Genomic DNA, 26,813 nt, shown 5'->3' with positions numbered 1-26,813 from the left:
AGAAGACTTTTGTACTTTTTTTTCAGTTCTGCTTTTTGTAGTTTTTAAACGATTAGAGACAATATATTAATTAAAAGAGAATTCTAGCTCGAAATGTTTAGCAGAATGATATGCGAAGCGAAAATAAACTCATTTTTCTGTTTTCTAGAAAAATGTCTACCTTGATCAGAGCTAGCTGCGAGTCCAACTTTTCGCAGTTTTTAAAGTATGAGATCAATTTAAATGATTAAATGTAAACATCTTACAAGATGTTTAGTTGAATCGTATGCGTACGAAGATAAACTCCTTTTTCTACGGGCTCCAGAAAAAGGAATACCCTACCAGTGAGCTAGCTGCGAGTTATTTCTTAACCAGTGAGCTAGCTGTCAGTTCTGCTTTTTGCAGTTTTTAAAGCATGAAAGGAAGCAAACCTTTGAAAGGTGAACATTTTTCGAATTGTGTGATTGGATTGTCTGTAAACGTAAATAAGGTCATTTTCCGAATATTCCAGAAAAAGGAAGGGAGTAAAGTGGAGTTTCCTCTACCTTTTCTAGAAGAAATAAGCGATAATTGAACAAAATGATTCAAAATAGGAGTGTCGAATTGATGGAAACGAGGACAGAACAGGATTCAATGGGCTCGATTGAAGTGCCAAAAGAGGCTTGGTGGGGGGCACAAACCGAACGAAGCCGTCAAAATTTTAAAATTGGCGGAGAAAAAATGCCGCCGGAATTATTGCATGCTTTAGTACTAGTCAAAAAAATGGCAGCGACGGCCAATCAACGAACGGGGAAATTAGCAGCAGAAAAGGCATTAGCTATCCAACATGCAGCTAACTTGTTATTAAAGGGAGAGCACTGGGATGAGTTCCCATTAGTAGTTTGGCAAACGGGCAGCGGGACTCAAAGCAATATGAACGCCAACGAAGTCATTGCTCATTTAGCGAGTCAAAAAGATTTAGCGATTCATCCTAATGACGATGTGAATATGTCCCAAAGCTCTAACGATGTTTTCCCCACCGCTCTGCATATTGCAGGGACTTTTGCGATTGAGAAAAATCTTTTACCAGCTATTCATGAAATGATTGCTATACTGGAAGAATTGGAAGAAAAAAACAAACATGTGATCAAAATTGGACGGACACATCTGCAGGACGCAACACCAGTAACCTTTGCTCAAGAGATTAGTGGCTGGCGTGCTGCCTTAGAGCATAACGAAAACATGTTGATCAATAGTCTAGCTGAGCTTCGTCAGCTAGCCATCGGTGGAACAGCTGTAGGAACGGGCCTGAACGCCTCAAAAGCGTATGAAGAAGCCTTCATCGAAGCGCTAAAAGAAGAAACAGGGATTCATTTTATCAGTGAGTCTAATAAGTTCCATGCTTTAGCAAATCGCGACGCTGTAGTGTTTGTCAGCGGCGCCTTAAAGGCGTTAGCGGCGAATTGCATGAAGATGGCCAATGATATTCGCTGGTTAGCAAGCGGACCACGCAGCGGTTTAGGGGAGATTACTTTACCGGCTAATGAACCCGGCAGCTCGATTATGCCAGGAAAAGTTAATCCGACCCAATGTGAAGCATTAGCGATGGTTGCCGTTCAAGTGATGGGGAATGACACGACTATCGGTGTTGCCGCTTCTCAGGGGAATTTTGAGTTGAATGTCTATTTGCCGCTGATTGCTTTTGATTTGCTGCAAAGTGTTCGCTTATTAACAGACGCGCTCCATTCATTTAGTGAGAACTGCTTGAAGGGACTCGTTGTAAATGAGGAACGGATGGCTGAATTACTAGAGCGATCATTAATGCTGGTAACCGCGTTAAATACGCATATTGGTTATGACAAGGGAGCAGAAATTGCGAAAAAAGCCTTCAATGAAGGAACAACACTAAAGGAATCAGCCTTAGCATTAGGCTATGTATCGGAAGAAGAGTATGAAGCCTGGGTTCGTCCAGAAAAAATGATTGGAGAGAATGACATTGACTATTTATGATGACGCATTGGCCGCCCATAAAAAATGGCGCGGAAAGATCGAAGTAACGAGCCGAGCAAAAGTACAAAACAAAGAGGATTTGTCTTTAGCCTATACACCAGGGGTTGCAGAGCCTTGTCGAAAAATCGCTGAGGATAAAAAGAAAGCCTATGACTATACTTGGAAAAGCAACAGCGTCGCAGTAGTGACAGATGGAACAGCTGTTTTGGGTTTAGGGGATATTGGACCAGAAGCGGCTTTGCCTGTAATGGAAGGAAAAGCGTTACTCTTCAAGGAATTTGCTGATATTGATGCGGTGCCGATTTGTCTGGATACGAAAGATCCACAGGAAATCATTCAAATTGTTAAAGCGATGGCACCGACATTTGGCGGAATCAATTTAGAAGATATCAGCGCTCCTCGTTGTGTGGAAATTGAACGTGCTTTGATTGACGCGCTAGACATTCCCGTCTTTCATGATGACCAGCATGGTACCGCTGTGGTAGTGACCGCAGCCTTGATTAATGCATTAAAGCTCGTTAAAAAAGACGCTAAGGATTTAAAGGTAGTGATTTCAGGAACAGGGGCGGCCGGTAGTGCGATCATTCATATGCTGGTTGATCTTGGTGTAAAACATATTATTGCCTTTAACAAGGATGGCGCCTTAAATGACCAAATGACCAATGCAACATTCGTTGAAAAAGAAATCTTAGAGCTGATTACGCAAAAAGATTTTACTGGCACGATGGCAGAAGCCTTTGTCGGTTCGGATGTCTTTATCGGTGTTTCCGCACCGAATCTAGTAACAAAAGAAATGGTTGCTTCGATGAATGATGGCAATATTGTCTTTCCTATGGCGAATCCTGAACCGGAAATTACGTATGCAGAAGCAATCGCTGGCGGTGCTTCTGTAGTGGGCACAGGACGCTCTGATTTTCCCAATCAAATCAATAATGTCTTAGCTTTTCCCGGCTTATTCCGTGGCACCTTTACTGCTGAAGCGAAAAGAATCACTCCACGTATGAAATTGGCTTGTGCTCATGCCATTGCTGATTCGATTCCGTATTCAGAATTAACGTCAGATTACATTATCCCATCTGCTTTTGATAAAAGTGTGGTGGATTTGATAACCATGAAGGTCGCGGAAGCTGCCAGAGAAGATGGTGTGACACGATAGTAAAATCCTTGCTCTATCAAGGGTGGAAAGAACTTTCTATCGACAATTTTCAATTGGTAGAGTAGTTTGGAAGCAATAAATCCAGCTATAGAAGGTGATCAAATGGAAATTGGCCAACGAATCAAAATAGAACGTCAAGCGGCTAAATGGACACAGGAGCAATTAGCCGATAAAATCCTAGTATCAAAACGGACCATCTCAAATTGGGAAACAGGTAGGACACTTCCTGATATAGAAAGTGTGCTGCATTTATCAAAAGTCTTTCAAGTTTCCTTGGCTGATCTATTAGTCGAAGATTCGGCTGTGGTAAATGAAATTCAACGAAAAGAAGAGCTTGCAAATATAGCGGGTCTTTACTATGTGGGGCCTGTGTTGACCGGAATCATTTTGATTCTGATGGTGTACCTGCCAGCAAAAATCGTTCATAGCGGCATACTATATTTTATCATAGCTGCTTCATTGACCAATTTGATAACGTTGTTTGCATTTAAATGGAAAATTGCCAGATTGAAAAACAAAGAGGACAAATTTTACAAAGAAATGAAACAAGTGAAAGTTGTGGGGATAGGGATGGTCGTGATTACCTGTATCTTTTTACTCGTATTATATTTTATATAGAAATGGGGACCACGAAATGAGTAAAGTATTCAAAATGAGCTTTTCCTCGATTTATCCAATGTATATCCAAAAGGTTGAGAAAAAAGGACGAAGCAAGGAAGAACTTGATCAGGTTATTTATTGGTTGACAGGCTATGATGAACAAGGATTACAGAAACAGATCGATAGCGGGGGTGATATGGAAACCTTTTTTGCGGAGGTTCCTCAACTGAATGAAAATGTTGGATTGATTAAAGGTGTAATTTGCGGCTATCGGGTGGAAGAGATTGAAGATCCATTAATGCAAAAAATCCGTTACCTTGATAAGCTGGTGGATGAACTGGCTAAGGGGAAAAAGATGGAGAAAATCTTACGTAAATAGAAGTGATAACGAGTCTAGTAGGCTCGTTTTTTTTATAACCTTCTTTATCTAATGTAGGGATGATAGAATAGAAAAACAAAAGTTAAAGTTAGGATGAAGGTAGAGTGGAAAGACAGATGTTTAAAACTACTAGTCGAATAGTTGTCATCGTATTTGGTTTCTTTATGTTCTTCATTTTTTATAGTAATTGGCAGATGGAGAAAGAATTTATTACAAGTGAAAAAGGGCGAACACTAGGAACTATCCATATTGAAAAAGGAGTACAGACGATCAACTTTCCAGAAAATAATTACGGTGTAGCATTTAAAGGTTCAAAACGAGAAGAAGGCGAACGAGTATATATTTATTTTCAAAAAAATAAACCTTATCGTATTTCAACCTCTAAAAATCATTATCAAACAAAAAAAGAATTATATGGCCCAATAGCTTCAGGAATCTTTTTGATTGGTTCGATGTTTTCTCCGAATGTTAAGTCATTAAGACAACAAAGTCGTATGAAAAATAGAGTTATAGGCTAAAAAAAACTGTCAAAACCTTGTTCTAACAGCATGATACGATACGTGTCGTAAAAAAAATTACTCGTGCTACATACAGTGGCTACCTTTTTCAACCATTTATCAGGATACTCGAAGTAGGAGGCGATACCAATTGAAAATCGGCGATAAGATTAAAGAGCAGCGATTAAAAAAAGAATGGACACAAGAGCAATTGGCTGAGCTCTTGAATGTTTCCCGTTCGGCAGTCTCCAGCTGGGAGGTTGGCAGAAATTATCCAGACTTAGATACGATTGTTGCAATTAGTGATTTGTTCGGTATCTCTCTTGATCAATTGCTGAGGGAGGACAAAGAAATGACAAAGAACGTTTCGAAAAAAATTAAAATGAACAAGATTTACAAAATTATCCTAGGGATTATTGCAGTACTAATGGTTGGTTATTTAGGCTACAATCAAAAGCTGCGCATGGATGAAAGCCGCTATCGAAGGAATCTCAGTGAAAATGGGTGGACGAACTCGTCAGAAAGTAACTATCGAATGGATCGTAATCAATATGAGTTAAAAGAAACAGATGTCTCATATTGGACTTATGTTATGCCTGTAGTGGTGCGGGGATTTCCTTTACGCGAGGACAAGATTAATGTAATTGCTCGAAAGAACAATATTGTTGTAGACGTGCAAGATGATAATTCTTACGAGACGGTTATTTCTGATTCATCAAATAATTTAACTGTGACAACGAAGATCGATAAAAATGGTCGGTTGTTAGAAAAAAATCCTAAATGGTCTCAAGCTAAAACGGATAAAGTTGAAACGTATCTTAAAGAGCATCAAAAGGACTATGAGACATTGATTGCTAAGACAATCGAGAAACGGAAGCAAATTATTCGTTAATTTTGAAAGACAGACAGCCCCCTCACAACTTTACTGTGAGGGGGCTACTGATTTGTCAATCATATAAGAATAATTAATTGGGTCGATTAGCAAAACAAAGAGGGACCCGTGAATTTATTTTTATAATTCGTTATAGTGGAGATAGGATGATTAATAAACGGCAAGAAGTAAATCAAGCTAAAAAAGGCATGCAGCAAAAATCAACTGAAAGGGAATTGGGTGAAGACATGTATGTAAAGAATGGTACCGGCAGATTAAAAAAAGTTCTTTTATCTAAACCTAAACATGTTAATAAAGCAGAGCAAATCAATGAAATTGCTAAAAAATGGGATTTAAAGCAAATCGATGAAACATTGATCCAACAAGAATTTCTCCGATTGCAAAAACTGTACGAGAAGCTTGGTATTGAGGTGACGGTTGTAGAGACAACAGGGGAGAAGCCTCATGCGATGTTTGCCCGGGATCTTGGCGGCTGTGTAAGAGAAGGCTATATATTGGGCAAGTTTAAGCACGCAATTCGAAAACAAGAAACCAGTTTCTTTCAAAAGTCTATGGAGACTGCTGGAGTCCCGATGATTGGACAAATCACTGGAGAGGGTACGTTTGAAGGTGGTGACTTTGCTTTTTTAAATGAAAAGACGATCGCTGTGGGCATAGCAGATCGGACAAATATGGGTGGGGTCATGCAAATTCGTGAATTATTAGAGCCACTAGGTTATTCCGTTCATGCCGTGCAAACGGAGCCCGCATACCTACATTTGGATATGTGCTTCAATTTGGTAACACCTGATATTGCTATCGGCTATAAAGAAGGGCTGCCAGCAGATTTTCTTGAACTGTTAGAAAAATTAGGGATAGAATTAATTTCTGGAGGAGAAGCAGAGATTTTCCACCACGGATACAATGTTCAAGCTATCGGTGACAAAAGAGTGGTCTCCTTAGCCCAAAATAAAGAATTAAATAAAGAAATGAGAAAAAGAGGGATCGAAGTATTTGAATTAGACATCACAGAGTCATTGAAATTAGGTGGTGGTATCCACTGCATGACCTTCCCCTTAAAACGAGAATAAGGAAACAGTGACAAGGTAATTTTTTTAAACTTATGGCAGTCCATCCCTACCGCAACTATGCTGGTGGGGATAGGCTGCCTTTTTGTTTATATAAAGAACGATTTAACAATAGTTGTGCCATTTTTTTGCAAGACAAATAAGCATCAAGCCGATGTCGTTTTTTCCATCGCCGATTGTAAAATTAAGCTAGACAACTAAAAAGTCACTTGTGCTACACTCAAAATAGTTCCGACCAAAGAATTATAAGGAGTGAGTACAAATGACCTATACCCATCTTACAACAGACGAACTGGTTTTGATAGAGTCTTATTTCAACATCGAGGAACCTGTCACCCTTGTCGCGCGACGATTAAATCGTTCAAGACAAACGATCTATAATGTTTATTCCTTTCTCAAACAAGGAAAGAATGCGCTCGATTATTACCGACAATACAAACAGAATAAATCCCGCTGTGGACGCCGTTCAACCGTTTTATCTGAGAAACAATCAAACTTTGTTCAAAAAATGGTGGCTCAAGGATGGACGCCTGATGTGATTGTTGGTCGCGGAGAGTTCCCTCTTGATTGCTCTGTTCGTACACTCTATAGAATGTTTAAAAACGGTGTTTTTGATGCCCAGTCCTTGCCCATGAAAGGAAAGCGTAAACCAAACGGTCATCGAGAAAGACGTGGAAAACAAGCTTTTCGCAGAACGATTCATGAACGAAACAGAATCTATCCACGCCTGTCCAAGGAATTTGGACACCTTGAAGGCGACACTATTGTGGGTGTTAAGCACAAGAGCGCTGTTATCACGTTAGTTGAATGTTTGTCAAAAGTAATCATCACTTTGAAACCTTCAGGCAGACGGGCAGAAGATATCGAAAACAGGTTAAATGATTGGTTCAAATCCCTACCTAAACATCTGTTTCAATCGCTGACGTTTGATTGTGGAAAAGAGTTTTCTAACTGGCAATCTATTAGTAATAAAAATGATATCGCCATCTTCTTTGCAGATCCAGGAACCCCTTCACAACGAGGGTTAAATGAGCACTCAAATGGCTTGCTACGAAGAGATGGCCTAACTAAAGCAATGGACTTCAGAGAAACAGATGAAGTCTTTATTCAATCGGTTGCTTCAAAGAGAAATCATATCCCAAGAAAATCATTAAACTATCGAACACCGCTGGAGGTATTCTTGAGCTGCATGAATGATGAGGTATTGTCTAGCTTAATTTGACAAATCAGACATTTAAAAAATTCCTCAGATCACTAACCGTGTATTATTTCCGCTTCTTTCGTTTCCTCGAATTCCTTTTCCCCTCTTTCGTCCGCTTCATCAATTCATCATTTTTTTCTCGTTTCTTTTGCTTCGCGCTTTTTGGTTTCTTATAGTTCATAGAAGGGGATTTTTCAGCTGAGAGAGCCATCGGCCTTGGCATCGAGGATTTCTTCTTGGCTGGTGGTTCCTTCACTGCTGCCTGGCTTGCTCCGTTAGCTTGGTCGTTGGTCGAGACTGCGGAACTTTCCGTATCTGGTGCACTATTCTCTTCTTTTTCCTGCTCTAACTGTGCCATTCGTGTGTCGGTTAAGACGATGCCTTCTGGTAAAAGCTGCTTCACGAATTCAAGTTTTTCCTGTTCTGACATCGTATTAACATCAACTTTTGTCAGCGCTGTCATTTCTGCTTTTGGTTGAGTCTCTGCTTCTATTTCCTTCAATACTTCGCCTTTTCTGATTTTAGGATAGCGGGTGCAGTTCATGATATCGGAGTTTTCCAGCTTTACAAACCGGCGAATCCCATCCTTTTCAAAGATCGTTAACGTAGACATTAGTTCCAAGACCGCATCGATCTTGATGGAAGAGGAATGTTTATCGGCATCCTGCAGACTCCATGTATGCAGCTTGCCAACAGCGTCTTCAAAGGTGGAGATGATTTTATATTGCTGCCCATCGGTCTCTTCTATCGGGGTTGTTTTACTAAAGATATATTTCTTGCAATCGCTCAGTCGGTTGTTGTAGCGATGGTATTCATTTCTATTTTTATATAAACGGCGAGTGACCTGTTCCCACTCTTTGCCGCTGCTGAAATAGCCACGGAACAAGGGACAAGCCTTCCGCAACATATCTGACGGCTCGGCCGAAAGAAAGATTTCTCGGACTAATTCACTGCAAAAATCTGAGAAATCACTGATGCACAAGCATTGGCGAATCAGCACGGCAATAAGGTATTGAATAACAGAATCCGCGTCCTGTGATTCATCATAAAATTTCACTATTCTCTTCTGAAGGTTCTCCCTGTGCATTTTGAAAAGTGCGATTTGGCTCAATGGTTTCGTTGGCATAAGTGTTCTCTCCTTTTGACTAAAAATATTGGTCAGTTTTCGATTGTTTCTTCTCTTCCATGATACACCTAAAACATGGCTAAAAATAACCAAAATTAATTTTATAAAAATTATAATTGGGTAAAGAAAAAGGAGATTTTTTGCGTATAGAAATGATAAAAGAACGATATTTAGGATATGTGTAACAGTGGATATTTTGCGTTTTACTTATCATTAAACTGGTTTGTGTTCGAGATGAAGGCTGTTTCCATATTTTTTTATAAAAAATTGATGTCAAACGGTTAGCGGATACTTTTCTGAAGTTTTGATAGATAAATAATTGACCAACAAGTAGCAATCCATTTATTAAAAGCTATTAGCTTTTGTGGTATACTACGTAGGAATCTATTTTTAAAGGAGGAGCCTCATGGCAGAGAAAGAAACATTTTATATTACTACGCCTATTTATTATCCAAGTGGCAAACTGCACATTGGGAATTCTTATACAACGATTGCCTGTGATGCGATTGCTCGCTACAAACGCATGATGGGCTTTGATGTGTTTTATTTGACTGGGGTCGATGAGCACGGACAAAAAATTGAAAAGAAAGCCGATGAACTTGGCGTAAATCCACAGGAATATGTGGACAAGATGGCGACGGACATCAAGAAATTATGGAAGACGTTGGATATCAGCTACGACAAATTTATTCGGACGACAGATGACTACCATCAAGCGGCGGTCAAAAAAATCTTTGATCAATTGTTGGAGCAAGGCGATATCTATCTTGGCGAATACGAGGGCTGGTATTCAGTATCTGATGAAGAGTATTTCACTGAAACTCAGCTGGAAGAAGTGTATCGCGACGAAGAAGGCAATGTAATTGGCGGGAAAGCGCCAAGCGGGCATGAAGTTGAATTGGTTCGCGAGGAATCTTATTTCTTCCGCATGAGCAAATACGCAGATCGTCTATTGGAATACTACGAAGAGCATCCTGAATTTATTCAACCGGAATCTCGTAAAAATGAAATGATCAATAACTTCATCAAGCCAGGTTTGGAAGATTTAGCGGTATCACGGACAACCTTCAAATGGGGAATCCCAGTCAACGCGAATCCTGAACACGTGGTTTATGTATGGATTGATGCCTTATCAAACTACATCACCGCCTTAGGTTATGGTTCTGATGATGACAGCCTATTCCAAAAATACTGGCCAGCAGATGTTCAAATGGTCGGTAAAGAAATCGTCCGTTTCCATACGATTTATTGGCCAATCATGCTGATGGCGTTAGAATTGCCATTACCAAAAAAAATCTATGGGCATGGCTGGTTGATGATGAAAGACGGAAAAATGTCTAAATCAAAAGGGAACGTCGTGTACCCTGAAATGTTAGTCGAACGTTATGGCTTGGATGCGGTTCGTTATTATCTATTAAGAGCGATCCCATTCGGTTCCGATGGCGTATTCACACCGGAGGATTTTGTTGCGCGAGTGAATTATGATCTAGCCAATGATTTAGGAAATCTGTTGAACCGGACAGTTGCCATGATCAACAAGTATTGTGATGGCGTTGTACCCGCGTATAAATCGCTAGTAACTGATTTTGACAGCGAGCTGTCAACGACAGCAGCGAATGTTGTTAGCCGTTACCGTGAATCAATGGACAAAATGGAGTTCAACAACGCGTTGGCAGAGGTTTGGACGTTGGTTTCTCGTGCGAATAAATACATCGATGAGACGGAGCCTTGGGTCTTAGCAAAAGACGAAGAACGCAAAGCAGAACTAGACAGTGTCATGGTTCACTTAGCGGAAAGTCTGCGAATCGTAGCTATTCTATTGCAGCCAATCATGACTCAAACACCAAAACGTATTTTTGAACAATTAGGCTTGAATGTGGACATGATGAATTTAGAAAACATTCATTTTGGCGAATTCCCAGAAAATACAAAGGTTACACCAAAAGGTAAACCAATCTTCCCTCGTTTAGACATGGAGGAAGAAGTGGCTTATATCAAAGAGAAAATGTCTGAAGGCAGCAAACCTGAAGAAGAAAAAATCAAATGGAATCCAGAAGAAACAGAGTTGGTTTCTGTGAAGGATAAAGAAATTAAATTTGATGTATTTGATAAAGTCGAGCTAAAAGTGGCAGAAGTCATGGAATGTAAAAAAGTCGAAGGCGCCGACAAGCTGTTACAGTTCCGTTTGGACGCAGGAGACAAACAAGACCGCCAAATTTTATCGGGAATTGCTGAATATTACGCAGATCCAGAGAGCTTGGTCGGCAAGAAACTGATCATTGTAGCCAATTTAAAACCACGTAAAATGCGTGGAGAAATCAGCCAAGGGATGATCCTTTCTGCTGAAGCCCCAGATGGTACCTTGAAAGTGGTAGAAGCACCCGCAGATATGCCGAATGGCGCGGTTGTTGGATAGAAAATAGAAGAAGGTCGAAACTCAGAAGGATGAGTTTCGACCTTTTTATGCGCTCAATTTTGTCAGAAATTTTCTAGTGAATAATGCAATCCAAAGGAAGCTGGTAAACACTCCTGCTAAGAAGGAAACGCCAAAAAGGTCTTCTCGTGTTAGTTGCCCTAACCAATAAGTTGGAAGAACCCCAAGGAACCAACGCCATGAATCAAAAATAAACCATGGAATTAGCAGCCCAATCATAGTTATTCCGGTGAGCTTGGAAATCGCCAAACCTTCTACTCGGTTCGCTGCAAAAGCGACAACCATCATAGCAACGGCGCAACTAAACAATGAAGCAATAAAGGAAATGGCAAAGAGTGAGAGAAAAGTAAGGGAGGAGAGAGTAAACACTATTCCTAAAAGAATACTGTTAATGAACCCCCAAAGAGCCGGTATCCCAATTCTCGCCATCAAATAATGCAGCCGACCAGAAGGAGTGACTTGATAATAGCCACTAATCCCCTCATCGCATTCTTCTAGCAGCAGGAAGGCACTGGATATAGTTAATAGCGTAGGTGCTAGTAGTAACATCAGCCCATCAGTTAGAGCATAATAGTTGTTAATGGCTATAGAGAACTGTTGAACTAGAAACTGATTCACTATTGGCAAGAAAAAGTGAAAGGTAGCTCCCACTAGAAAAGGAGCCGGAATCAATACCAGCATAATCGGGTCACGTAACATCACTCGAAAACCAATAAAAAAAACTTTAAGAGTGGCGCGCATAGCTATTCCTCCTTGAAGGATTGATCTTTGAGGTGACACGATGAACTACTAGTACAAATAAGACACCTGTCCAAATTGAGAGCCCAAAAATCTTGAAAAGAAACGGCTCATGGAACTTACCAAATAGGTACTGAATTAATTTTAAGACCATTGTTCCCGGTAAAAATTCCGCAAAAGGAAGAGCAATTCCGAACAATGAGGCTATTCCTGGAGTCAAAAGCAACAAGGCTGGTGGAACGCTAAGCATCAAATAACTGTTGACGGTTTTGGCGAAGGTAGCCAGTAGCAATCCCACCAATGTGAAAAAGCCGGAGGAAATAAACACAATTCCTGCTAAAGCAAAGGGATTGATCCAGGACATAGTGATTGCAGCAATGATTGTTGCAGAACAAGTAGAAACAAGTCCTAAAGAGAGCATCTTTCCTAATACATATTCATAGCCCTTTAAAGGAGAGATTGCCATATAACTGTGCAGGTCTTCTTCTTGTTCAAGCAGCCATATTCCACCAATAAAGAAGTACCCTAAGACAGCTGGATCACCGAGAATAATCAATGAGCCAGTCAAACTTCTCAGTACAGGATCATTGATTTGACTGAGTATAAGAACATAAAAAAGCGTAAGAATACCGTAGATAAAATAAAAACCATACCGCATTTGATACTGCATATCTTGTTTAGTAGTCAAAAGGAATCTCATTGCAGCCGCCTTCCTGTCAAAGAAATAAAAACATCCTCCAAACTTTGTTCGATGGAATGAACGCGGATCACTTTTTTTGCTTTGGACATTGCTTGAAAATGAGGGTCGGAATATAGCTCATTTACAGGTAGCGTCCGTTGTTCTTCATTATTTTGCTGATTAAGGAACGTATAACGGACCTTATTTTCCTGAACGGAGTGTCGAAAAGCTTTTGGTGAATCTAAGGCCCGAATTTCGCCATCAACGATGAAAGCAACGCGGTCGCAGAGTTCTTCAGCGTCGTGCATATTATGTGTGGTAAGGATGATCGTCTTTCCTGCTTCCTGTAGCTCTTTGATCATGTCTTTTAGGATTCGAGCATTTGACGGGTCTAAACCACTGGTCGGTTCATCTAAGAAGAGTAGATCAGGCTTGTGCAGCAAACAGCGAATAAATCCGAGACGCGTTTTCATTCCTTTGGAAAAACGTGCGACGGGCTTTCGAGCATCCTCCCATAAATTCATTCGACTTAGCAGCGGTTGAGGATCTAATGATTCTTGTTGATATAAAGAAGAAAAATAGGTTAGATTTTCTAAAGCAGTGAATTTACCATAAAAATTGGGGAACTCGAAGTCCACACCGATTTTGTTATAGTAATCTTCGGAAAGCCGCTTCAGTGAGCTATCCATGACAGTCACTTCCCCTCGATAATCAGTCAAGGTGCCGGTCAAAATTTTCTGCAAAGTACTTTTCCCAGCACCGGAAGGACCCAAAAATCCAAAAATTTCCCCTTTTTTGACATCGAAATTGATTTGCTTCAAGGTATCTTGATTATTCTTTGGATACTGATAAAAAAGATTTTTAACTCGGATCATAACTATTCCTCCACTAGTTCATTCACCAGACCGTTTATCATAACAGACAATACTTGCATTCGCAGCGCTTCTTTTTCCTCTTCTAACAGAACGATCACGCCATAAAGGGCTTGAAACGCCTTTGTAACAACCTCGATTGGTTGAGTGAAACGTACACCATAATTACTCAAAAGCTGTAATACTTCAGCATCTTCATTGGAATGATGTTCTATGACTTCTGGAGGGAGTTTTCGGAACAATATCGCCATAGTCTCGCTATCCGTTTTTTGAATCAAAGGGTATTGATTCATCAGTTCAAACAGAAACATCACTGTCTTTTTAACCAACTCTTTTGGCGATAAGGAGCGATTTTCTGATAGATAAGCATCTAATTGTCTCCACATGTCCTTTTGACAATTAACCAAAAGCTCGAAATAGAGTTCTTCTTTGCTGGGATAAAAGGTATAAAAAGAGCCTTTTGCGATTAGGGAAGCTTTGGCAATCTCTTCAATGGTTACTTTCTTAAGTCCATACTCACAAAAAAGTTTCTCAGCAACATGAAGCAATCTCTCGGTGATCGTTTGCTTTTCTTGAGAGCTAAATTTTGGCATACAGTTCTCCTATCTATTTATATGACTAAAAAAAATATATGGTCATATAAATATAGCTTGTCCTGTATCATCTGTCAATAAGTATTGGAGCAAGCAAGTTATTCTGTTGTAAAAATTCTTTGTGCTAAGCTTTTGATAGTAGAATAAAAATATGAAGATTAAGAAGAGGTGATTTTATGCCATTTATCGCAATTTTAATAGATACACTGACCCTAGGAGGCTATTTTCTACAATTGAACAATGGAGGTTCCATATTTTATTTGTTAGGGTTGATCTTTCAGGGAATAGTGACGGTTCTTCTACTTTTCATTACGATTGGTTATCACGGGAAAAAGCTGACGAGCTTTCGTCCAGCAGGATATCCCTATCTAACGATTCGTTATGCCGTCATTCTTCTTTCTTTTCTAATAAATGCTATCGTGCTGTTTCTATACGGATTAAATTATTTTGGTATCAATGATGTCGTTTTCTCTAATTTTTAGAAGAGCTATCCTTTGGCGATTGAATAAAGAAACTGCTGAGTGTCAAAATGGAGGGATACCGATAGCCATGGAGTTTCGAATGGTGGAGCTGCCACCGTTACAAGCAGCATTTTCTGGTGTAGATGCGAATGTTGATTTTTCCGAACAGGGTTGAGCTCAAATGGAAAATTTTATACCGATAAGATTATTAAATAATTGAAAAGAATTAGTTAGTATCCCCTTTGGCTATTTTTCATTCGTAAAAAAGTGTGTTATAGTAACTTAATACGAAAAATATTTTTATGCGACACTTTAACTCATTTTAATGAAATTTAATCAAACTGGCGTAACTATAGGGTTACAAGGATGTATTAGAAGGATTTGGGAATACATCGTTTAAACGAGAAATAGTTAATTTTTAGTAATAGTCAACACCCTCAACTTTAGAATAATAAATATTGATTAGTTAGATAGCCCGCTCTTGATTGAGCGGGCTATCGTTCATTTTAGAGGTCCTAACCCCTTACTACTTAAGTAATAAGGGGTTAGGACCTTTTTTGACCAATTAAATTATGGATTTGAAAAAATTTGGGAAAACTCTTCTTGCTAGAAAAGACAATCAAAAATTGGAAGAAAGCTTGATTTATAAGCCTTGCTTTCTTCTTCATTATTGATAGAAATCAATTCAGTGAAATTTTTTTACAGAAATTGATTTCAGCTATTAAAAATTTTTTATCTATAACGTTAAACAAAAATTATTCTTACATTGTATAGGGGAATAGGCTTTTTAAATTACACGAGTCCTCTCTTTAGTAGTGCGGTTTGTTATTATTGTGCTAATTTGATGAATATAAAGTTTATTGTTAGGATTTAGATAAGATGTATTTTGTTATATTTGGGCGATTTGGAATAATTATAATTAATTTTTAGCGATTTTTTTATAGTTTTTTAAATTTTTGGAGGGGGAGATGGAGAATATGCGAAAAGCAAGGTGGATGCCCAGTTTGATACTAGTAATCAGTTTACTTTTTAGTTTGATCCCAATAAATACGAGCAGTCGTGCTGAAAATGTAGAAGCCCATAGTGACATCGAGGTAGTAGATACAACTATTTTGGACGCAATGGGTGAATTGAACTCGCCGGACAATCGTATCAAAGAATTAGAAACAGTAACGATTGAACTTGCGTGGCAAATGATTAGTGTGGATCTGATTGAAGAAGGAGAAACGCGAGAATTGACATTACCGGAGGAACTGAGTTACATCGAGCAAAATGGGATTCTTTCGGACGGGATGGGAAGCTTTCAAGTCAGCAATGGCATCCTTCAATTTACCTTTGCTCAAAATTACCAAATGACTCCTGATGAAAGGTTGCCGGACTATCAATCTGTCAAACATTACCAAGGAAGTGTGACTATTCAAGCAGAAGTACCTAAGAAGGGAAATTCCGACGTAACCCTTGATTTTGGTAATCAGGTTATGGAATCACTATTTATTGAAACAGAAGTTGAGAATAAGAATGAAGCTCTTCGAGAGGCAGGGCGAGACTTAAATGCTTTAGGAACTTGGGTGCTCCGCAGTATGAAAGTAACGGATGGAAATGGTGAGAACTTTTCGGAGGAGAAGCCACCAACCAGAGACAATAATATCCAAGTCGATTTTGAGTGGCAGTTGGAAAATGAGGTAGAGATCCAATCAGGAGATTATTATACTTATCAGTTGCCAGATTATTTTGCTGTCCATCAGGTAATACAGAATGAACCTTTAAAAAATGAAACGTCAGGTGGTGAACCTTTAGGCAGCTTTGATTTGGACATCAACGGTTTATTAACAATCAAGTTTAATGACGAGGCCGCTGAAGTAAGTAATCGTAAGGGAACGATTCATCTTTCTACACAATTAGATGTGAAACAGCATATTGAAGAGATAGTTACTGAAGAGCAAATTAATGAGGATGGTAGTACCAGTGGTGAAGTGAAAATCAAGATTGCTAAAGCGGCGATTAAAAAAACCGGATCGATCGGTAATGACAACATCATCACATGGGAAATCAACATCAATGAAAACAGTCGAAAGCTAGCAAATGTCAAAGTGACGGATTATTTGCAAGCAAACCATAAATTTGTAAGTATTAAATGCGAGGTTCCTGATGAAGCAGGCGATTGGAAGGAGGTAGGATCAGAATTTTATCATTGTTTGCACTTTGAACCACCAAATGATCGTTCCTATTTTGAACTATCCTTTCCTAATTTAGATAAGCAAAAGCAGAAACTGACTCACCCGGTGAAATTCATTGTTCGCTCAAGAATCACAGATTCCGGCAGTGCGAATGCTTATCAGAATACCGCTGCGATCACAGGATCAAATTTCATTGAGAATGGTGTAGAAGCAACAGTTTCTTTGGTTGATATCCCCAGCTATAAATTCTTGATCGATTCCGAATTTGAAAATGGTATTTTTGATTGGCGTATGAAGGCGACGATCAAAAATGATGGTGGAGAAATCATTGATCAGATGTATAAAAATGATCATTGGTCAGAGGGGGCACTGCATTATTTTGATCCTTCAACGCTTGCAATTACAGATGAGAAAGGGCGTACGTTGCAGGAGGATCAATGGTCGTTCATCAGGGCGGAGGAAGTAACGAAGAAAGATAAAAATGATGCCGACCAAATCGTTCGATTCGGCATCAAATTTGCTAAAGCGGGAATCTATTATCTTAGCTACAAAACAAAGGCTTTTGAGATTCCCCCACCTTTAAACGAGGAATTCGTAAATTATCTTTGGGTCGAAGGGAAAAAATATAATGGGAGCAGCGGTATCGATGATGAGGATACGTTAGGAGTAACTAAATCTCATCAGGGAACCGATTATATGAAACGCGAATTAACTTGGTGGACCACCATCAACAAGAACAAAATCGTGATGAAAAATGCCAAAATTGAAGACAAATATAGCAGCGTTAACGGCAATAATAAATCCGCTTTACGCTTAAATGAGGACACGCTACACATTTATCCGTTAAAAAAGGAAGCTGCGAATGATAATGATATTGATGAATCTCGTGAACTTAGAAAAGGAAAAGATTTTATCTTAGAGTCTAAAGGTGAGAATTACAAAGACGGGTTCGTGATTAGGCTGATTGGAGACTATGCAAGTACCGATGAGACGCTGCAGATTCGCTACAACACGCATTTTATGATGGAATATCAAAGCCCCTCTGGGTCAAAGAAAAGTAATTACTTTGTGAATTCAGCAATCGTAACTTATCAATATGAAGGCGAAGAAAGACAAGGATACGATTCAGATGAAACGGAAGTATGGATCGATTCTCGGATGGGGCAGAATGGCTGGAAATACGGGACTTTTGTGGCAAAGGGGGAAGAATATAAAAATCAGGTCAGTCCCTTTGCAGGAGAGAAGCCAGCAGAGGATTCCGTTTATTGGACCGTTCCAATAAATTCTTGGGGAGTTAAATTAAACGCTGGAACAATCATTTGGGAAGATATTCATGAAGGACAATCGAATCCAGAGGTCAAAATCCACAAAGTGATTTATGACCGACCAGAGTATGGATTAACAGGATACGGTGATCAGCTTGAGGAAGATATCGATTACGAGATTATCTCAAATGGAACCAACTCTGAAAATTTTGGCATCAAACTTTTAAAAGAGATCACTGAACCTTTTGCTCTTTTCATTAAAGTGAAGGCTGATGAAGATACCTTCAAATACAAGAATAAAGCCGAGATGGATTTTGAGGGTGAAAAACTCGAAGTGGAAGCCTTTGTTGAAAAGAGCTACAAGACAGATTGGCTGACTAAAAATGGCAGTCAGGAAATGGAGGATTCAGAAGCCAAGCTGCAGGCAAACTATGAAATCATATTAAATAAAGACAGTCGAACAATCAATGACCCAATCATCACTGATACCATTACGATCAATGAGCAAACTTTTCAGCAGGAAAATGGCTCAGTAAAAGTGAAAGCTTATAAAGCAATCAAGAAGGGGAATCTGTACGTGAAAGGTGAGGGTGTTGATTTGAGTAAAGAAGGTCGTTCTGTACAACTTTCTAACGACATCGAAAAGGGTACACAAACACTGACGATCTCTTTAGGTGAATCTATATCAGAGCCTTATATCATCGAATATTCCACGAACATAGATCCGGCCCTCAAAAATGGTACACAGATATCAAATAAAGCATCGCTTTTTGGAAAGGGGCATCTAATCACTGAAACGGTGAAGCAAGTGGAAGTGAAGTCGACTCAAGGTTCAGGCACTTCTAGCGGAGTTGATGGGGCGTTAAGAATTAGAAAAATTGATGAAAAAGGAGAATTGATTGACGCTATTGCTGAATTTGCCCTTTTCCGTGTTGATAAAGATGGTAAATTACAGGAATTTCTGCCGAGTATTAAGGTGAAGAAGGACCGGATCGTCCAAATAGGAGAGGGCGAAAGTATTGACCTTGAAAAAATATCAAATCTCCGTTATGGAAAATATGCAATACAAGAAATAAAAGCCCCTGATGGGTACGAATTAGATGACACCGTTCATAAATTTATCATCGATGGTAATCTACCTGAGCACGAATATCTTCATGAACACAAGAACAATAAACTCAAACCATTTGAATTGGCAATCTTGAAGAAAAGTATGATGGACGAACGCGAATTGCAGGGGGGAGAATTCGCGTTAAGTGAGGCTGGAAATGAACAGACACTGGCAACAGCAACCACTGATAAAAGCGGGATCGGAAAGTTCCAAGATGCCGAAAAAAATCCGTATCCACTGCTATTAGGAAAAGACTACATCGTTAAGGAGACAAAAGCGCCAGACGGCTTTGTCAAATTGAAAGGAGCGTTTACAGTTTCGATCTCCAAGCAAGGAGATGTCACCGTGAGGTACGATGGCGATGAGCTAGATAAACAGGATATAAGCGTCAAAAAAGGTGAAGAAGGAGAGAATGCTCAAATTCAGTTTACAGCTAGAAATAATCCGCGCACCCCTTTGCCGAAGACTGGGGGAGCTGGTGGGGCATTGCTGATAACGCTAGGTCTTGTCGGTTTGCTGGTTGGATTATGGTATCACTTTTCGCTAAAAAAAGAGGAGGGATGGTCATGAAAAAGCTAGTTAGGCTGATAATGCTGCTTGTGGTTCTCCTTTCAACTGTCGTGGGAATAAGCGAGCGTGTCTCTGCAGCAGAGATAGACACGATAACCTTTACGTTACACAAACTCGTATTTCCAGAGAATGGAATGCCGGATGCTATTCAGAATGATGGCGACGAACGTTTGAAGGAGTACGATGGCTTAAATGGTGTAACTTTTGATGTGTATGATGTCACGGCAGATTTCTATCGTTTATTAGATGACTCTGAGGACAAAGACGTGAAAAAGGTTCAAGCGAAAATGCAGAACATGGATGTTTCCGATCGAAAATTCATCGCACGTCAAGTAACAGCGACGTTGGGAGATAAAGATGGTATAGCCACATTCATCTTGCCAAAGCTTTCTGAGGAGAGTGAGGCCGTGTATCTCTTTCGGGAAAGTGCGGCACCCAGCGACGTAAAAAGTAAAGGAGCAGATATGATCGTGGCATTACCTGTATTAGATGCTGCTGGAGAAATTCTTGAAGGACCAATCCATTTATACCCTAAAAATGAGATAACTCAGCCTCACTTTGAAAAAAAGATTCTTGACCAGCAAACGAGTTATCAGCTAGGCGATCCAATCCAGTACAGACTAACGACTCAACTGCCTTCTAATCTATCAATGTACAGCAAGTACCTCATCTCCGATCAAGCAGACGCAAGCCTATTATTAGAGGCTAAATCTATCAAAGTCCAAGTAGCGGATAAAGCTTACGAGGGGTATCAGTTAGAAAGCTCGGACCATGGCTTTAGCTTGGTTTTTGATCTAGCAAAATTGAAGGAGCATACTGGAAAAGCTGTATCCGTCTCCTACACTATGACTTTGCAGGACACAGCGAAGATTGATCATGAAATCATTAATCGTGCGGAGCTTGAGACAGATTTTGACAAGATCATTCGTGAAAGGCAGATAAAAACAGGCGGGAAAAAATTCATTAAGGTCGATGCACTAAAGAAAGACCAGACATTGGCAGGGGCAGTGTTTGTCGTTAAAAATGAGAAAGGGCAATATTTGCAGCGTGATGAAAAGGCGTACCGTTGGACAGACAAAAAGGAAGATGCTGGAGTAGTCAAATTGACCTCAAATAAAGAAGGCTTCTTCGAAATCAAAGGACTACGCTACGGCAGCTATTCATTAGAAGAAGTGAAGGCGCCTGCTGATTACCTTTTGAGTGAAAAGAATGTTCCTTTTGATATTTCGGCAAACAGTTATAGCTTCTCCAAAGGCATTCTGCAGGTGGTCAATCAAAAAACTTCTTCAACAAGTAAACAGCCAGACAAACCAGGTTCAGCTCAAACGAAGAAACAAGCGGCAGCTGGAGCGCTTGCGCAGTATCCCAAAATGAATGATAGGAAAAACGTCTGGTTTGTTCTCTTTGGCGGATGCCTAGTCGGAATTGTCCTAGTGACAGTAGTTTTACGTAAAACAAAAAGGAGTGAATGATCCAATGAAAATCAAAAAAAGTTTGATTCTGATGATCGGTTTATTAGCAGCGGTGTTAACTCAAGGTTTGTTTGGTTCGGCTAGGACAGCAGAGGCGAAAGAGCCGAGTGAACAAACAGTTGTGATCCATAATCTTAAATATGAGAAACTACCAAATGAGATTCAAAACACTGGGGATAAGATGAATGATTTCACTGGTGAACCACTAGAGGGCTCCATCTTCACCGCTTATGATGTGACGAACGTCTATTGGCAAGCATATGAAGCTGAGAGTGGCGATCATGCAGCGAAGGAAACGGCCGCAATCGAAGCAGCAAAAAAAGCAGATACATCCAGTATAACTGGAAAAGTATTTCCCAAGACAGGAGCTGATGGACTGGCAGAGCGGGCGCTATCAATAACATCGGGAACGGAAAATGCCATCTATTTGATCAAACAAACCACTATCCCAGCTGGGGTCGTTCCAGCCAAATCTGAACCATTCGTGATTGGTCTGCCTTCACGTGATGAGGCTGGAGTATTAAGAGAAAAGGTGCATGTTTATCCTAAAAATGAATTGCCGACAAACGATGTGAAATTTATCAAATACGGCATTGACTCTGCTGGAAAGAAAGAGGTTTTACAAGGCGCGAAATTCATTTTGAAGAAAAACGAAGGCAATTACTATAATTCCGCAACGAATCAGTTCGACATATCGGAAGCTGAAAAAGATACGGCCGAAGTCTTCACCTCCGATAAAGAAGGTATTGTGAAAGTGGAAGGACTGATACTGTCACCAGGAGTCTATGAGTTTCATGAAATCGAAAGTGATGTAGCGACCGCTGAAAAACAAAGTGAGAACTCAGAGAATAACTATAAATATCACTTTAAAATCAACCCAAAGGTTTCAGTCACAGTTTCAGATGAATGGAAAGTGGCTAAATACAACTACTATGATCAAAAGCTTCAACCGAAAGAACTTAATGAACCATTTGGAGGTAATCTAGCAGAAGCATATAACTTCAAGGTCCCGAATGTAGAAAAAGACGTGGATGATACAGAGGTGCGGAATGGTCAAGAGCTTACCTATACCATCTCGAAAAAGATTCCTGAAGATGTCGGAAATTATCAAACGTATAAACTGATTGATACCTTTGATAATCGATTAGAGCTTTGTTGCAGCAAGGAGAAAATCTTAAATAGCATTAAAGTCGATGGTGGTGAACCAACCGGCTTGTCTCCTCAATTTTCTATGACTCCGAATTCAAATGAATTCTCTATAACGTTCACGCCGGCAAATTTAGCGCAGCATGCGACGAAAACATTGTCTTTTGAAGCCACAATGAAGGTTAAAGCAGGAACAGATCTGAAAGAAATCGATAACGATGTTGTCTTCGAAAACTCATTCCGTGATTCAAAAGACAAACAACGTATACAAACCTATGGCAAACGTTTCGTCAAAGTGGATAGTGGTACAGATAAAAAGCTAAAGGATGCTGAGTTTGCGATAAAAAATAATGCCGGTGAATTTATGCAACTGACGAATGAAACTACTGGTGAATCCGTTGAATCAGTGACAGGTTGTGCCAAAAACTATGTTGTTAATTGGGTCGCTGATGAAAAAGTTGCCACAAAACTCATTTCGGACGAGAATGGAAACTTTGGTATTTACGGTCTTGGAACAAATGAAGCTGATTACTATACTCTGATTGAAACAAAAACTCCGGATGGCTATGTGAAGTTAAAAGATATGTCGTTTACAGCTGATGGGGCAGAAGATAATCAAATTTTACGTGTTGAAAACAAAGCCAAAGGGATCTTGCCAATGACTGGAGGCATGGGGCTCGCTGGTCTGATTGCCATCGGAATCATCGGGTTAGCAAGTGGAATCCTATACTTCAAAAAGCGTACGCAATTAGCTGAAAAGTAAAGAAATTGGTGGTTCGATGAAGAAAAAACGCAGATATTTGTTTATAGATATTCTGATGCTTATAATCATGCTTGGCGGGGCGGGGGCGTTACTGTACCCTTTAGTAGGCGATGCGTTGAATAATTTTTGGAATCAGCAGGTCATCAATTATTACCAGGAAAAATCGAATGCAGAAAATCGGGAAGCGATCCAGCAAGAAGAGAAGCGAATCAAAGAAGAAAACAAAAAAATTGCTAAGATGGGGGTACCAGGAAACGATCCTTTTACAAAAAAGAAACCAGAAAACACAACACTGGAAAAGGATTATTATCAAAAGCATACGATTGCCGTCATTCGTATTCCGAAAATCAACGTCACATTACCAGTGTTCGACCAGACCGACAATTTGTTTTTGAAACGAGGGGCTGCCTTACTGGAGGGCACCTCCTATCCTGATGGTGGGAAGGGTATCCATACAGTGATCACTTCTCATCGAGGATTAAAAGAAGCCCGATTATTTAGTGATCTACCAAAATTAAAGAAGGGCAATCACTTTTATTTGGAGTACAAGAATCAGACTTTTGCCTATAAGGTGGACAAAATCCAAACCATTGAACCGACAGAAGTCGAAACACTGAATATTGTTGAAGACAAAAACTACGCGACGTTAATGACCTGCACGCCTTATGGAGTTAACAGTCATCGTCTTTTAGTCCGAGGAACGCGGATTCCTTTTAGTGAAGGGATGAAAAAGACGCTTGCCAAAGCGGATCGAGTTCATCGAAATCGTTCTCTTGCCATTCTGATTTTCAGTCTGTTACTAATGATTGGGATAGGTAGCATTGTTTTCAAACGAATTAAATCCTTGAAGGGACGGAAAAGAAGCTAGTACTCCAAATGATAGCGTTAACATCGCTCTCAACATCTGCTAAAATAACTGGTAGATAAAAAATGGAGGGATAGCGCGTATGAAGTTTAAAAGAGTGTTAGTCTTTACAGTCAAGGAGTTCAATAAAAACAAAGAAAAGGACGGCTATCTGCCGCAAAATGGAACAGTTATCAATGCCTTCGTTGGTTCGAATGGACTGAACTGTCTTGCAGTTGGATATGTAGTCTAAACTAAAAACAGTCCATTAAGGGCTGTTTTTGTTTTGAACTTCAATAACGCGATTTCTGGTGGTAAACTAAGGGTGCAGGAAGAAATAGTTATAAAAAGTTGCGGATGAATCAAACACGTGTGTCAATGCTGTTGTTTGTTGTCGTTTTTCTTGAAAGCAGGTGATTGGTATGGATCGTTATATGCTGGAGCAAATTGGTTTTGGAGGCATCATAGTTACAGGACTTTTGCTGCTGATTGCGGTACTGCCAAAGTGGACGAAGGGGCTTTTTATCGCGAGGTTTCCTTGGGAGTTCAGGAAAGATAGAGAAGATCCGAGATTCGAGACAGAGCGAAGGATCGGAAAAATGTATAGTCAGTTCATTTTTAAGTATGTACCACCCTTTTTTATCGGTTTTCTGTTGATTTTGCTCCTGTCCTATCTTATTTTATAGAAAGAGATGAGAAAGAATGACGTCGTTACAGTTTTTGTCCCTTGGCTTTTGTGTGTTAGGTCTTTTTGGTAGTCTTTCGCTAGTAACGCCTCATTTGCTTTGGAATGATTTGACCTATTTCTTTCGGAAAGATCGGAAAGAATACCTCACGTTTTCCAATCGCTATCATAGAAAAATGTAACTTACCATAGAGTTAATTTCTCTCGTCCTTTTTTTAGTCAGCTGGGTCGTTAGAATGGCCGTCTCTTTATTTGTTGTATACTTTATCTATAGTGTTTGCTAGGTTTTGGCAGAGGCCCTAATCCAAATACATTGGCTTAGAAAAAGCAAAAAGGACTAGAAAAAAATCTAGTCCTTTTATCGTTAGAGATTACGCATGCAATACTTCGACAATTTTCTCATTAAAATCAGGAAGATCGTCGGGTGTTCGGCTAGTAACAAGTTTGTTATCGACTACCACCGGTTCATCCTTAACGATTGCCCCCGCATAGCCAACATCGGGACGTACTGTGTCATAGGCAGTCATTGTGCGGCCTTTTGTTAGTCCTGTTTGGATAAATAATTGAGGCCCATGGCAAATAGCGAATAATGGTTCATTCTTATCTAAGAAATACGTAACGAACGCGACAAAACGTGAATCACTCCGCAATTGATCGGGTGAAAATCCACCTGGAATCAATAAAGCATCGAAGTCTTCAGGCTTCACTTCATCGATTCCTTTATCACTTTTGAACTTGGTTCCTTTTTTACCAGTAATTTCTTGATCGGCTTCAAAGCTGATAATTGTCACTTCATTGCCGTCTTTTTCTAATGCTTCTTTTGGAGAGGATAGTTCAACATCCTCTACTAAATCTGTGACGATTGCTGCAATTTTCTTGGTCATTGACTGTCCATCCTTTCTTATTTTAACTACTCTTTAACCCTAAAGGATAATCAATGAGAATTCAATTAATCTGTTTGCAGCTTCGTGATTAGGGTCAAGCTGTCGGACTCAAATAGGAGGTTTTTAATGAAACTAATAGCCATGAATCAAGGATTAACAAAGCTTCCAGCTTTAACAACTTCTGCTAAAACCTATACAGAGATCAATCTTTTTAATAACCAATTTAAGGCTTTTCCAGCAGAAATTTTTCAGATGGAGAGGGTAGAAATATTCAATATTTCTGCCAATAAAATCACCGAGATTCCTGATGAAATTAGCAAGCTGTCTCAATTAAAAAACATCGATTTTGGACATAATAAGATAAAGGAAATACCTGAATCCTTTTTTGATCTTGTAAATTTAAAAGAGTATGTCTACTTACATAACAATAAATTGAAGCAATTGCCTGACCTATTCACGCAACTGCCAGCGATTGAATATCTAAATGTAAGTGGAAATGAGTTAGCTGAACTACCAGCAAGTATCGGTAGTTTAAATAACTTGATTGAACTGCGGGCGATGGAGAATGAATTACGAAATCTGCCACAATCAATCGGCGAACTCAAGCAGCTTCGTGAGCTTCACTTAAGAGATAATCAACTCACTAGCTTTGTTTTCCCAGCGAGTCATTGGGAGAAGCTGCGGGTTTTAGACCTAGAAAAAAATGCTCTCACTACGTTTAAAATAAATTTTTCTATTACAAAAAATCTTCAAAGAATCAATTTGCGTCACAATCAATTAACCTCGCTTCCGATGGAAATAGGGGAGGCCACTTCATTGATTGAACTTGATTTGCGCAGCAATCAATTACGTACATTGCCAAAATCATTGTTGGAATTAGAAAATTTACAAAGACTTGATTTACGCTGGAATCACGAACTAGTCATACCTAGCTGGATCGCTGATTTAGGGCGAAAAGGCTGCATTGTCTATTGCTAAGAGGTAGAAGGCGTCTGTTCACAAAATTTCTTGTGAAGAAAAGTTTTTTTGTAAAACTTGTTGACAGCGCTTTCTGGATTTGTTAAGCTAACTTTGAATTAAATAGACCAAATGATGGATAGTGATTGTTTAAATACAAGCTAAACCTGATGATGTGTACGATTTATTTGTCGTGCCCTCATTGGGTTTTTTTGTTGCTCAAAATTAGGAGGTGACTTTATAAAAAACAACAATCTTGGGTTTGACAACGATTAC

At 39.6% G+C, this 26,813-nt stretch carries 23 protein-coding genes; 17 read left to right on the top strand and 6 right to left on the bottom strand.

Annotated elements, in window-relative coordinates; genetic code table 11:
* Positions 1-585: 585 nt before the first annotated feature.
* The 8 genes from fumC (at position 586) to J9537_RS12570 (ending at position 7,781) form a co-directional block, all read left to right on the top strand.
* On the top strand, positions 586-1,968 hold the full coding sequence (gene fumC / locus J9537_RS12605) for a class II fumarate hydratase (protein ID WP_010745397.1): 1,383 nt from the start codon (positions 586-588) through the stop codon (positions 1,966-1,968).
* Entirely contained in the window at positions 1,949-3,124 is a 1,176-nt protein-coding gene (locus J9537_RS12600) for an NAD(P)-dependent malic enzyme (protein WP_196805505.1), read from the top strand. Before fumC ends, J9537_RS12600 begins: the two co-directional genes overlap by 20 nt.
* A gap of 102 nt (positions 3,125-3,226) precedes the next feature.
* A complete protein-coding gene (locus J9537_RS12595) occupies positions 3,227-3,742 on the top strand; it encodes a helix-turn-helix domain-containing protein (protein WP_010745399.1) in 516 nt (171 codons plus the stop codon).
* A gap of 16 nt (positions 3,743-3,758) precedes the next feature.
* Positions 3,759-4,103, top strand: a complete 345-nt coding sequence (locus J9537_RS12590) for a DUF2200 domain-containing protein (RefSeq protein ID WP_010745400.1) — start codon at positions 3,759-3,761, stop codon at positions 4,101-4,103.
* A gap of 104 nt (positions 4,104-4,207) precedes the next feature.
* On the top strand, positions 4,208-4,621 hold the full coding sequence (locus J9537_RS12585; protein WP_141741207.1) for a hypothetical protein: 414 nt from the start codon (positions 4,208-4,210) through the stop codon (positions 4,619-4,621).
* A 130-nt stretch (positions 4,622-4,751) separates the two neighbouring features.
* The gene (locus J9537_RS12580) at positions 4,752-5,492 is read left to right on the top strand and encodes a helix-turn-helix domain-containing protein (protein WP_010745402.1); all 741 of its coding nucleotides are present in this window, start codon (positions 4,752-4,754) and stop codon (positions 5,490-5,492) included.
* 146 nt (positions 5,493-5,638) lie between these two features.
* Positions 5,639-6,562 carry a dimethylarginine dimethylaminohydrolase family protein gene (locus J9537_RS12575; RefSeq protein WP_010745403.1) on the top strand — a complete coding sequence of 308 codons (924 nt, stop codon included), beginning with the start codon at positions 5,639-5,641 and terminating at the stop codon, positions 6,560-6,562.
* 259 nt (positions 6,563-6,821) lie between these two features.
* Positions 6,822-7,781, top strand: coding sequence for an IS30 family transposase (locus J9537_RS12570; protein WP_010744740.1), 960 nt, complete (start codon positions 6,822-6,824; stop codon positions 7,779-7,781).
* A 43-nt stretch (positions 7,782-7,824) separates the two neighbouring features.
* Here J9537_RS12570 and J9537_RS12565 read toward each other — a convergent pair whose 3' ends face one another.
* The gene (locus J9537_RS12565) at positions 7,825-8,886 is read right to left on the bottom strand and encodes a hypothetical protein (RefSeq protein WP_010745404.1); all 1,062 of its coding nucleotides are present in this window, start codon (positions 8,884-8,886) and stop codon (positions 7,825-7,827) included.
* A 406-nt stretch (positions 8,887-9,292) separates the two neighbouring features.
* On the opposite strand from J9537_RS12565, the gene metG reads away from it, so the two are divergent.
* Positions 9,293-11,302, top strand: a complete 2,010-nt coding sequence (gene metG, locus J9537_RS12560; protein ID WP_010745405.1) for a methionine--tRNA ligase — start codon at positions 9,293-9,295, stop codon at positions 11,300-11,302.
* 45 nt (positions 11,303-11,347) lie between these two features.
* Here the strand turns inward: metG and J9537_RS12555 are convergent, their stop codons facing one another.
* From J9537_RS12555 to J9537_RS12540, 4 genes are read right to left on the bottom strand one after another with little or no spacing between them, the layout of a single operon-like run.
* The gene (locus tag J9537_RS12555; RefSeq protein ID WP_010745406.1) at positions 11,348-12,061 is read right to left on the bottom strand and encodes a hypothetical protein; all 714 of its coding nucleotides are present in this window, start codon (positions 12,059-12,061) and stop codon (positions 11,348-11,350) included.
* Positions 12,045-12,758 carry a hypothetical protein gene (locus tag J9537_RS12550; protein WP_010745407.1) on the bottom strand — a complete coding sequence of 238 codons (714 nt, stop codon included), beginning with the start codon at positions 12,756-12,758 and terminating at the stop codon, positions 12,045-12,047. The genes J9537_RS12555 and J9537_RS12550 overlap by 17 nt, the downstream gene beginning before the upstream one ends.
* Entirely contained in the window at positions 12,755-13,612 is an 858-nt protein-coding gene (locus J9537_RS12545) for an ABC transporter ATP-binding protein (RefSeq protein WP_010745408.1), read from the bottom strand. Before J9537_RS12545 ends, J9537_RS12550 begins: the two co-directional genes overlap by 4 nt.
* A gap of 2 nt (positions 13,613-13,614) precedes the next feature.
* Positions 13,615-14,202 (bottom strand): TetR/AcrR family transcriptional regulator, encoded by a 588-nt coding sequence (locus tag J9537_RS12540; protein ID WP_010745409.1) that lies wholly within the window; start codon positions 14,200-14,202, stop codon positions 13,615-13,617.
* A 176-nt stretch (positions 14,203-14,378) separates the two neighbouring features.
* On the opposite strand from J9537_RS12540, the gene J9537_RS12535 reads away from it, so the two are divergent.
* From J9537_RS12535 to J9537_RS12505, 7 genes are all read left to right on the top strand, one after another.
* Entirely contained in the window at positions 14,379-14,684 is a 306-nt protein-coding gene (locus J9537_RS12535; protein WP_010745410.1) for a hypothetical protein, read from the top strand.
* A 956-nt stretch (positions 14,685-15,640) separates the two neighbouring features.
* A complete protein-coding gene (locus J9537_RS12530) occupies positions 15,641-19,786 on the top strand; it encodes a collagen binding domain-containing protein (protein ID WP_245001256.1) in 4,146 nt (1,381 codons plus the stop codon).
* Positions 19,783-21,258 (top strand): SpaH/EbpB family LPXTG-anchored major pilin, encoded by a 1,476-nt coding sequence (locus J9537_RS12525; RefSeq protein ID WP_010745412.1) that lies wholly within the window; start codon positions 19,783-19,785, stop codon positions 21,256-21,258. The genes J9537_RS12530 and J9537_RS12525 overlap by 4 nt, the downstream gene beginning before the upstream one ends.
* Before the next feature lie 4 nt (positions 21,259-21,262).
* The gene (locus tag J9537_RS12520) at positions 21,263-23,167 is read left to right on the top strand and encodes a SpaH/EbpB family LPXTG-anchored major pilin (RefSeq protein WP_010745413.1); all 1,905 of its coding nucleotides are present in this window, start codon (positions 21,263-21,265) and stop codon (positions 23,165-23,167) included.
* Between the two features lie 16 nt (positions 23,168-23,183).
* Complete coding sequence (locus J9537_RS12515) at positions 23,184-24,035, top strand: class C sortase (RefSeq protein ID WP_010745414.1); 852 nt, start codon at positions 23,184-23,186, stop codon at positions 24,033-24,035.
* A 79-nt stretch (positions 24,036-24,114) separates the two neighbouring features.
* Positions 24,115-24,264 carry a hypothetical protein gene (locus J9537_RS12510; protein WP_010745415.1) on the top strand — a complete coding sequence of 50 codons (150 nt, stop codon included), beginning with the start codon at positions 24,115-24,117 and terminating at the stop codon, positions 24,262-24,264.
* A gap of 169 nt (positions 24,265-24,433) precedes the next feature.
* Complete coding sequence (locus J9537_RS12505) at positions 24,434-24,697, top strand: hypothetical protein (RefSeq protein WP_010745416.1); 264 nt, start codon at positions 24,434-24,436, stop codon at positions 24,695-24,697.
* Between the two features lie 370 nt (positions 24,698-25,067).
* Here the strand turns inward: J9537_RS12505 and J9537_RS12500 are convergent, their stop codons facing one another.
* Positions 25,068-25,580 carry a type 1 glutamine amidotransferase domain-containing protein gene (locus tag J9537_RS12500; protein ID WP_010745417.1) on the bottom strand — a complete coding sequence of 171 codons (513 nt, stop codon included), beginning with the start codon at positions 25,578-25,580 and terminating at the stop codon, positions 25,068-25,070.
* A 126-nt stretch (positions 25,581-25,706) separates the two neighbouring features.
* Here J9537_RS12500 and J9537_RS12495 point away from each other — a divergent pair, with 126 nt between their 5' ends.
* Positions 25,707-26,558: a leucine-rich repeat domain-containing protein gene (locus J9537_RS12495; RefSeq protein ID WP_010745418.1), complete on the top strand. Its 852-nt coding sequence runs from the start codon at positions 25,707-25,709 to the stop codon at positions 26,556-26,558.
* Positions 26,559-26,813: the final 255 nt, after the last annotated feature.

This window comes from Enterococcus raffinosus (assembly GCF_019175485.1).
Taxonomy (GTDB): Bacteria; Bacillota; Bacilli; order Lactobacillales; family Enterococcaceae; genus Enterococcus_A; species Enterococcus_A raffinosus.
Note: the sequence above shows the minus strand (reverse complement) of the source record. Positions and strands in the feature narration are given on the sequence as shown.

Coding starts and splice junctions, on each gene's coding strand:
- J9537_RS12505 (WP_010745416.1), top strand. CDS start 24,434: ATGGATCGTTATATGCTGGAGCAAATTGGTTTTGGAGGCATCATAGTT.
- J9537_RS12595 (WP_010745399.1), top strand. CDS start 3,227: ATGGAAATTGGCCAACGAATCAAAATAGAACGTCAAGCGGCTAAATGG.
- J9537_RS12520 (WP_010745413.1), top strand. CDS start 21,263: ATGAAAATCAAAAAAAGTTTGATTCTGATGATCGGTTTATTAGCAGCG.
- J9537_RS12555 (WP_010745406.1), bottom strand. CDS start 12,061: ATGCGCGCCACTCTTAAAGTTTTTTTTATTGGTTTTCGAGTGATGTTA.
- J9537_RS12540 (WP_010745409.1), bottom strand. CDS start 14,202: ATGCCAAAATTTAGCTCTCAAGAAAAGCAAACGATCACCGAGAGATTG.
- J9537_RS12590 (WP_010745400.1), top strand. CDS start 3,759: ATGAGTAAAGTATTCAAAATGAGCTTTTCCTCGATTTATCCAATGTAT.
- metG (WP_010745405.1), top strand. CDS start 9,293: ATGGCAGAGAAAGAAACATTTTATATTACTACGCCTATTTATTATCCA.
- J9537_RS12530 (WP_245001256.1), top strand. CDS start 15,641: ATGCGAAAAGCAAGGTGGATGCCCAGTTTGATACTAGTAATCAGTTTA.
- J9537_RS12495 (WP_010745418.1), top strand. CDS start 25,707: ATGAAACTAATAGCCATGAATCAAGGATTAACAAAGCTTCCAGCTTTA.
- J9537_RS12565 (WP_010745404.1), bottom strand. CDS start 8,886: ATGCCAACGAAACCATTGAGCCAAATCGCACTTTTCAAAATGCACAGG.
- J9537_RS12535 (WP_010745410.1), top strand. CDS start 14,379: ATGCCATTTATCGCAATTTTAATAGATACACTGACCCTAGGAGGCTAT.
- J9537_RS12500 (WP_010745417.1), bottom strand. CDS start 25,580: ATGACCAAGAAAATTGCAGCAATCGTCACAGATTTAGTAGAGGATGTT.
- J9537_RS12600 (WP_196805505.1), top strand. CDS start 1,949: ATGACATTGACTATTTATGATGACGCATTGGCCGCCCATAAAAAATGG.
- J9537_RS12510 (WP_010745415.1), top strand. CDS start 24,115: ATGAAGTTTAAAAGAGTGTTAGTCTTTACAGTCAAGGAGTTCAATAAA.
- J9537_RS12525 (WP_010745412.1), top strand. CDS start 19,783: ATGAAAAAGCTAGTTAGGCTGATAATGCTGCTTGTGGTTCTCCTTTCA.
- J9537_RS12570 (WP_010744740.1), top strand. CDS start 6,822: ATGACCTATACCCATCTTACAACAGACGAACTGGTTTTGATAGAGTCT.
- J9537_RS12515 (WP_010745414.1), top strand. CDS start 23,184: ATGAAGAAAAAACGCAGATATTTGTTTATAGATATTCTGATGCTTATA.
- fumC (WP_010745397.1), top strand. CDS start 586: ATGGAAACGAGGACAGAACAGGATTCAATGGGCTCGATTGAAGTGCCA.
- J9537_RS12575 (WP_010745403.1), top strand. CDS start 5,639: ATGATTAATAAACGGCAAGAAGTAAATCAAGCTAAAAAAGGCATGCAG.
- J9537_RS12550 (WP_010745407.1), bottom strand. CDS start 12,758: ATGAGATTCCTTTTGACTACTAAACAAGATATGCAGTATCAAATGCGG.
- J9537_RS12545 (WP_010745408.1), bottom strand. CDS start 13,612: ATGATCCGAGTTAAAAATCTTTTTTATCAGTATCCAAAGAATAATCAA.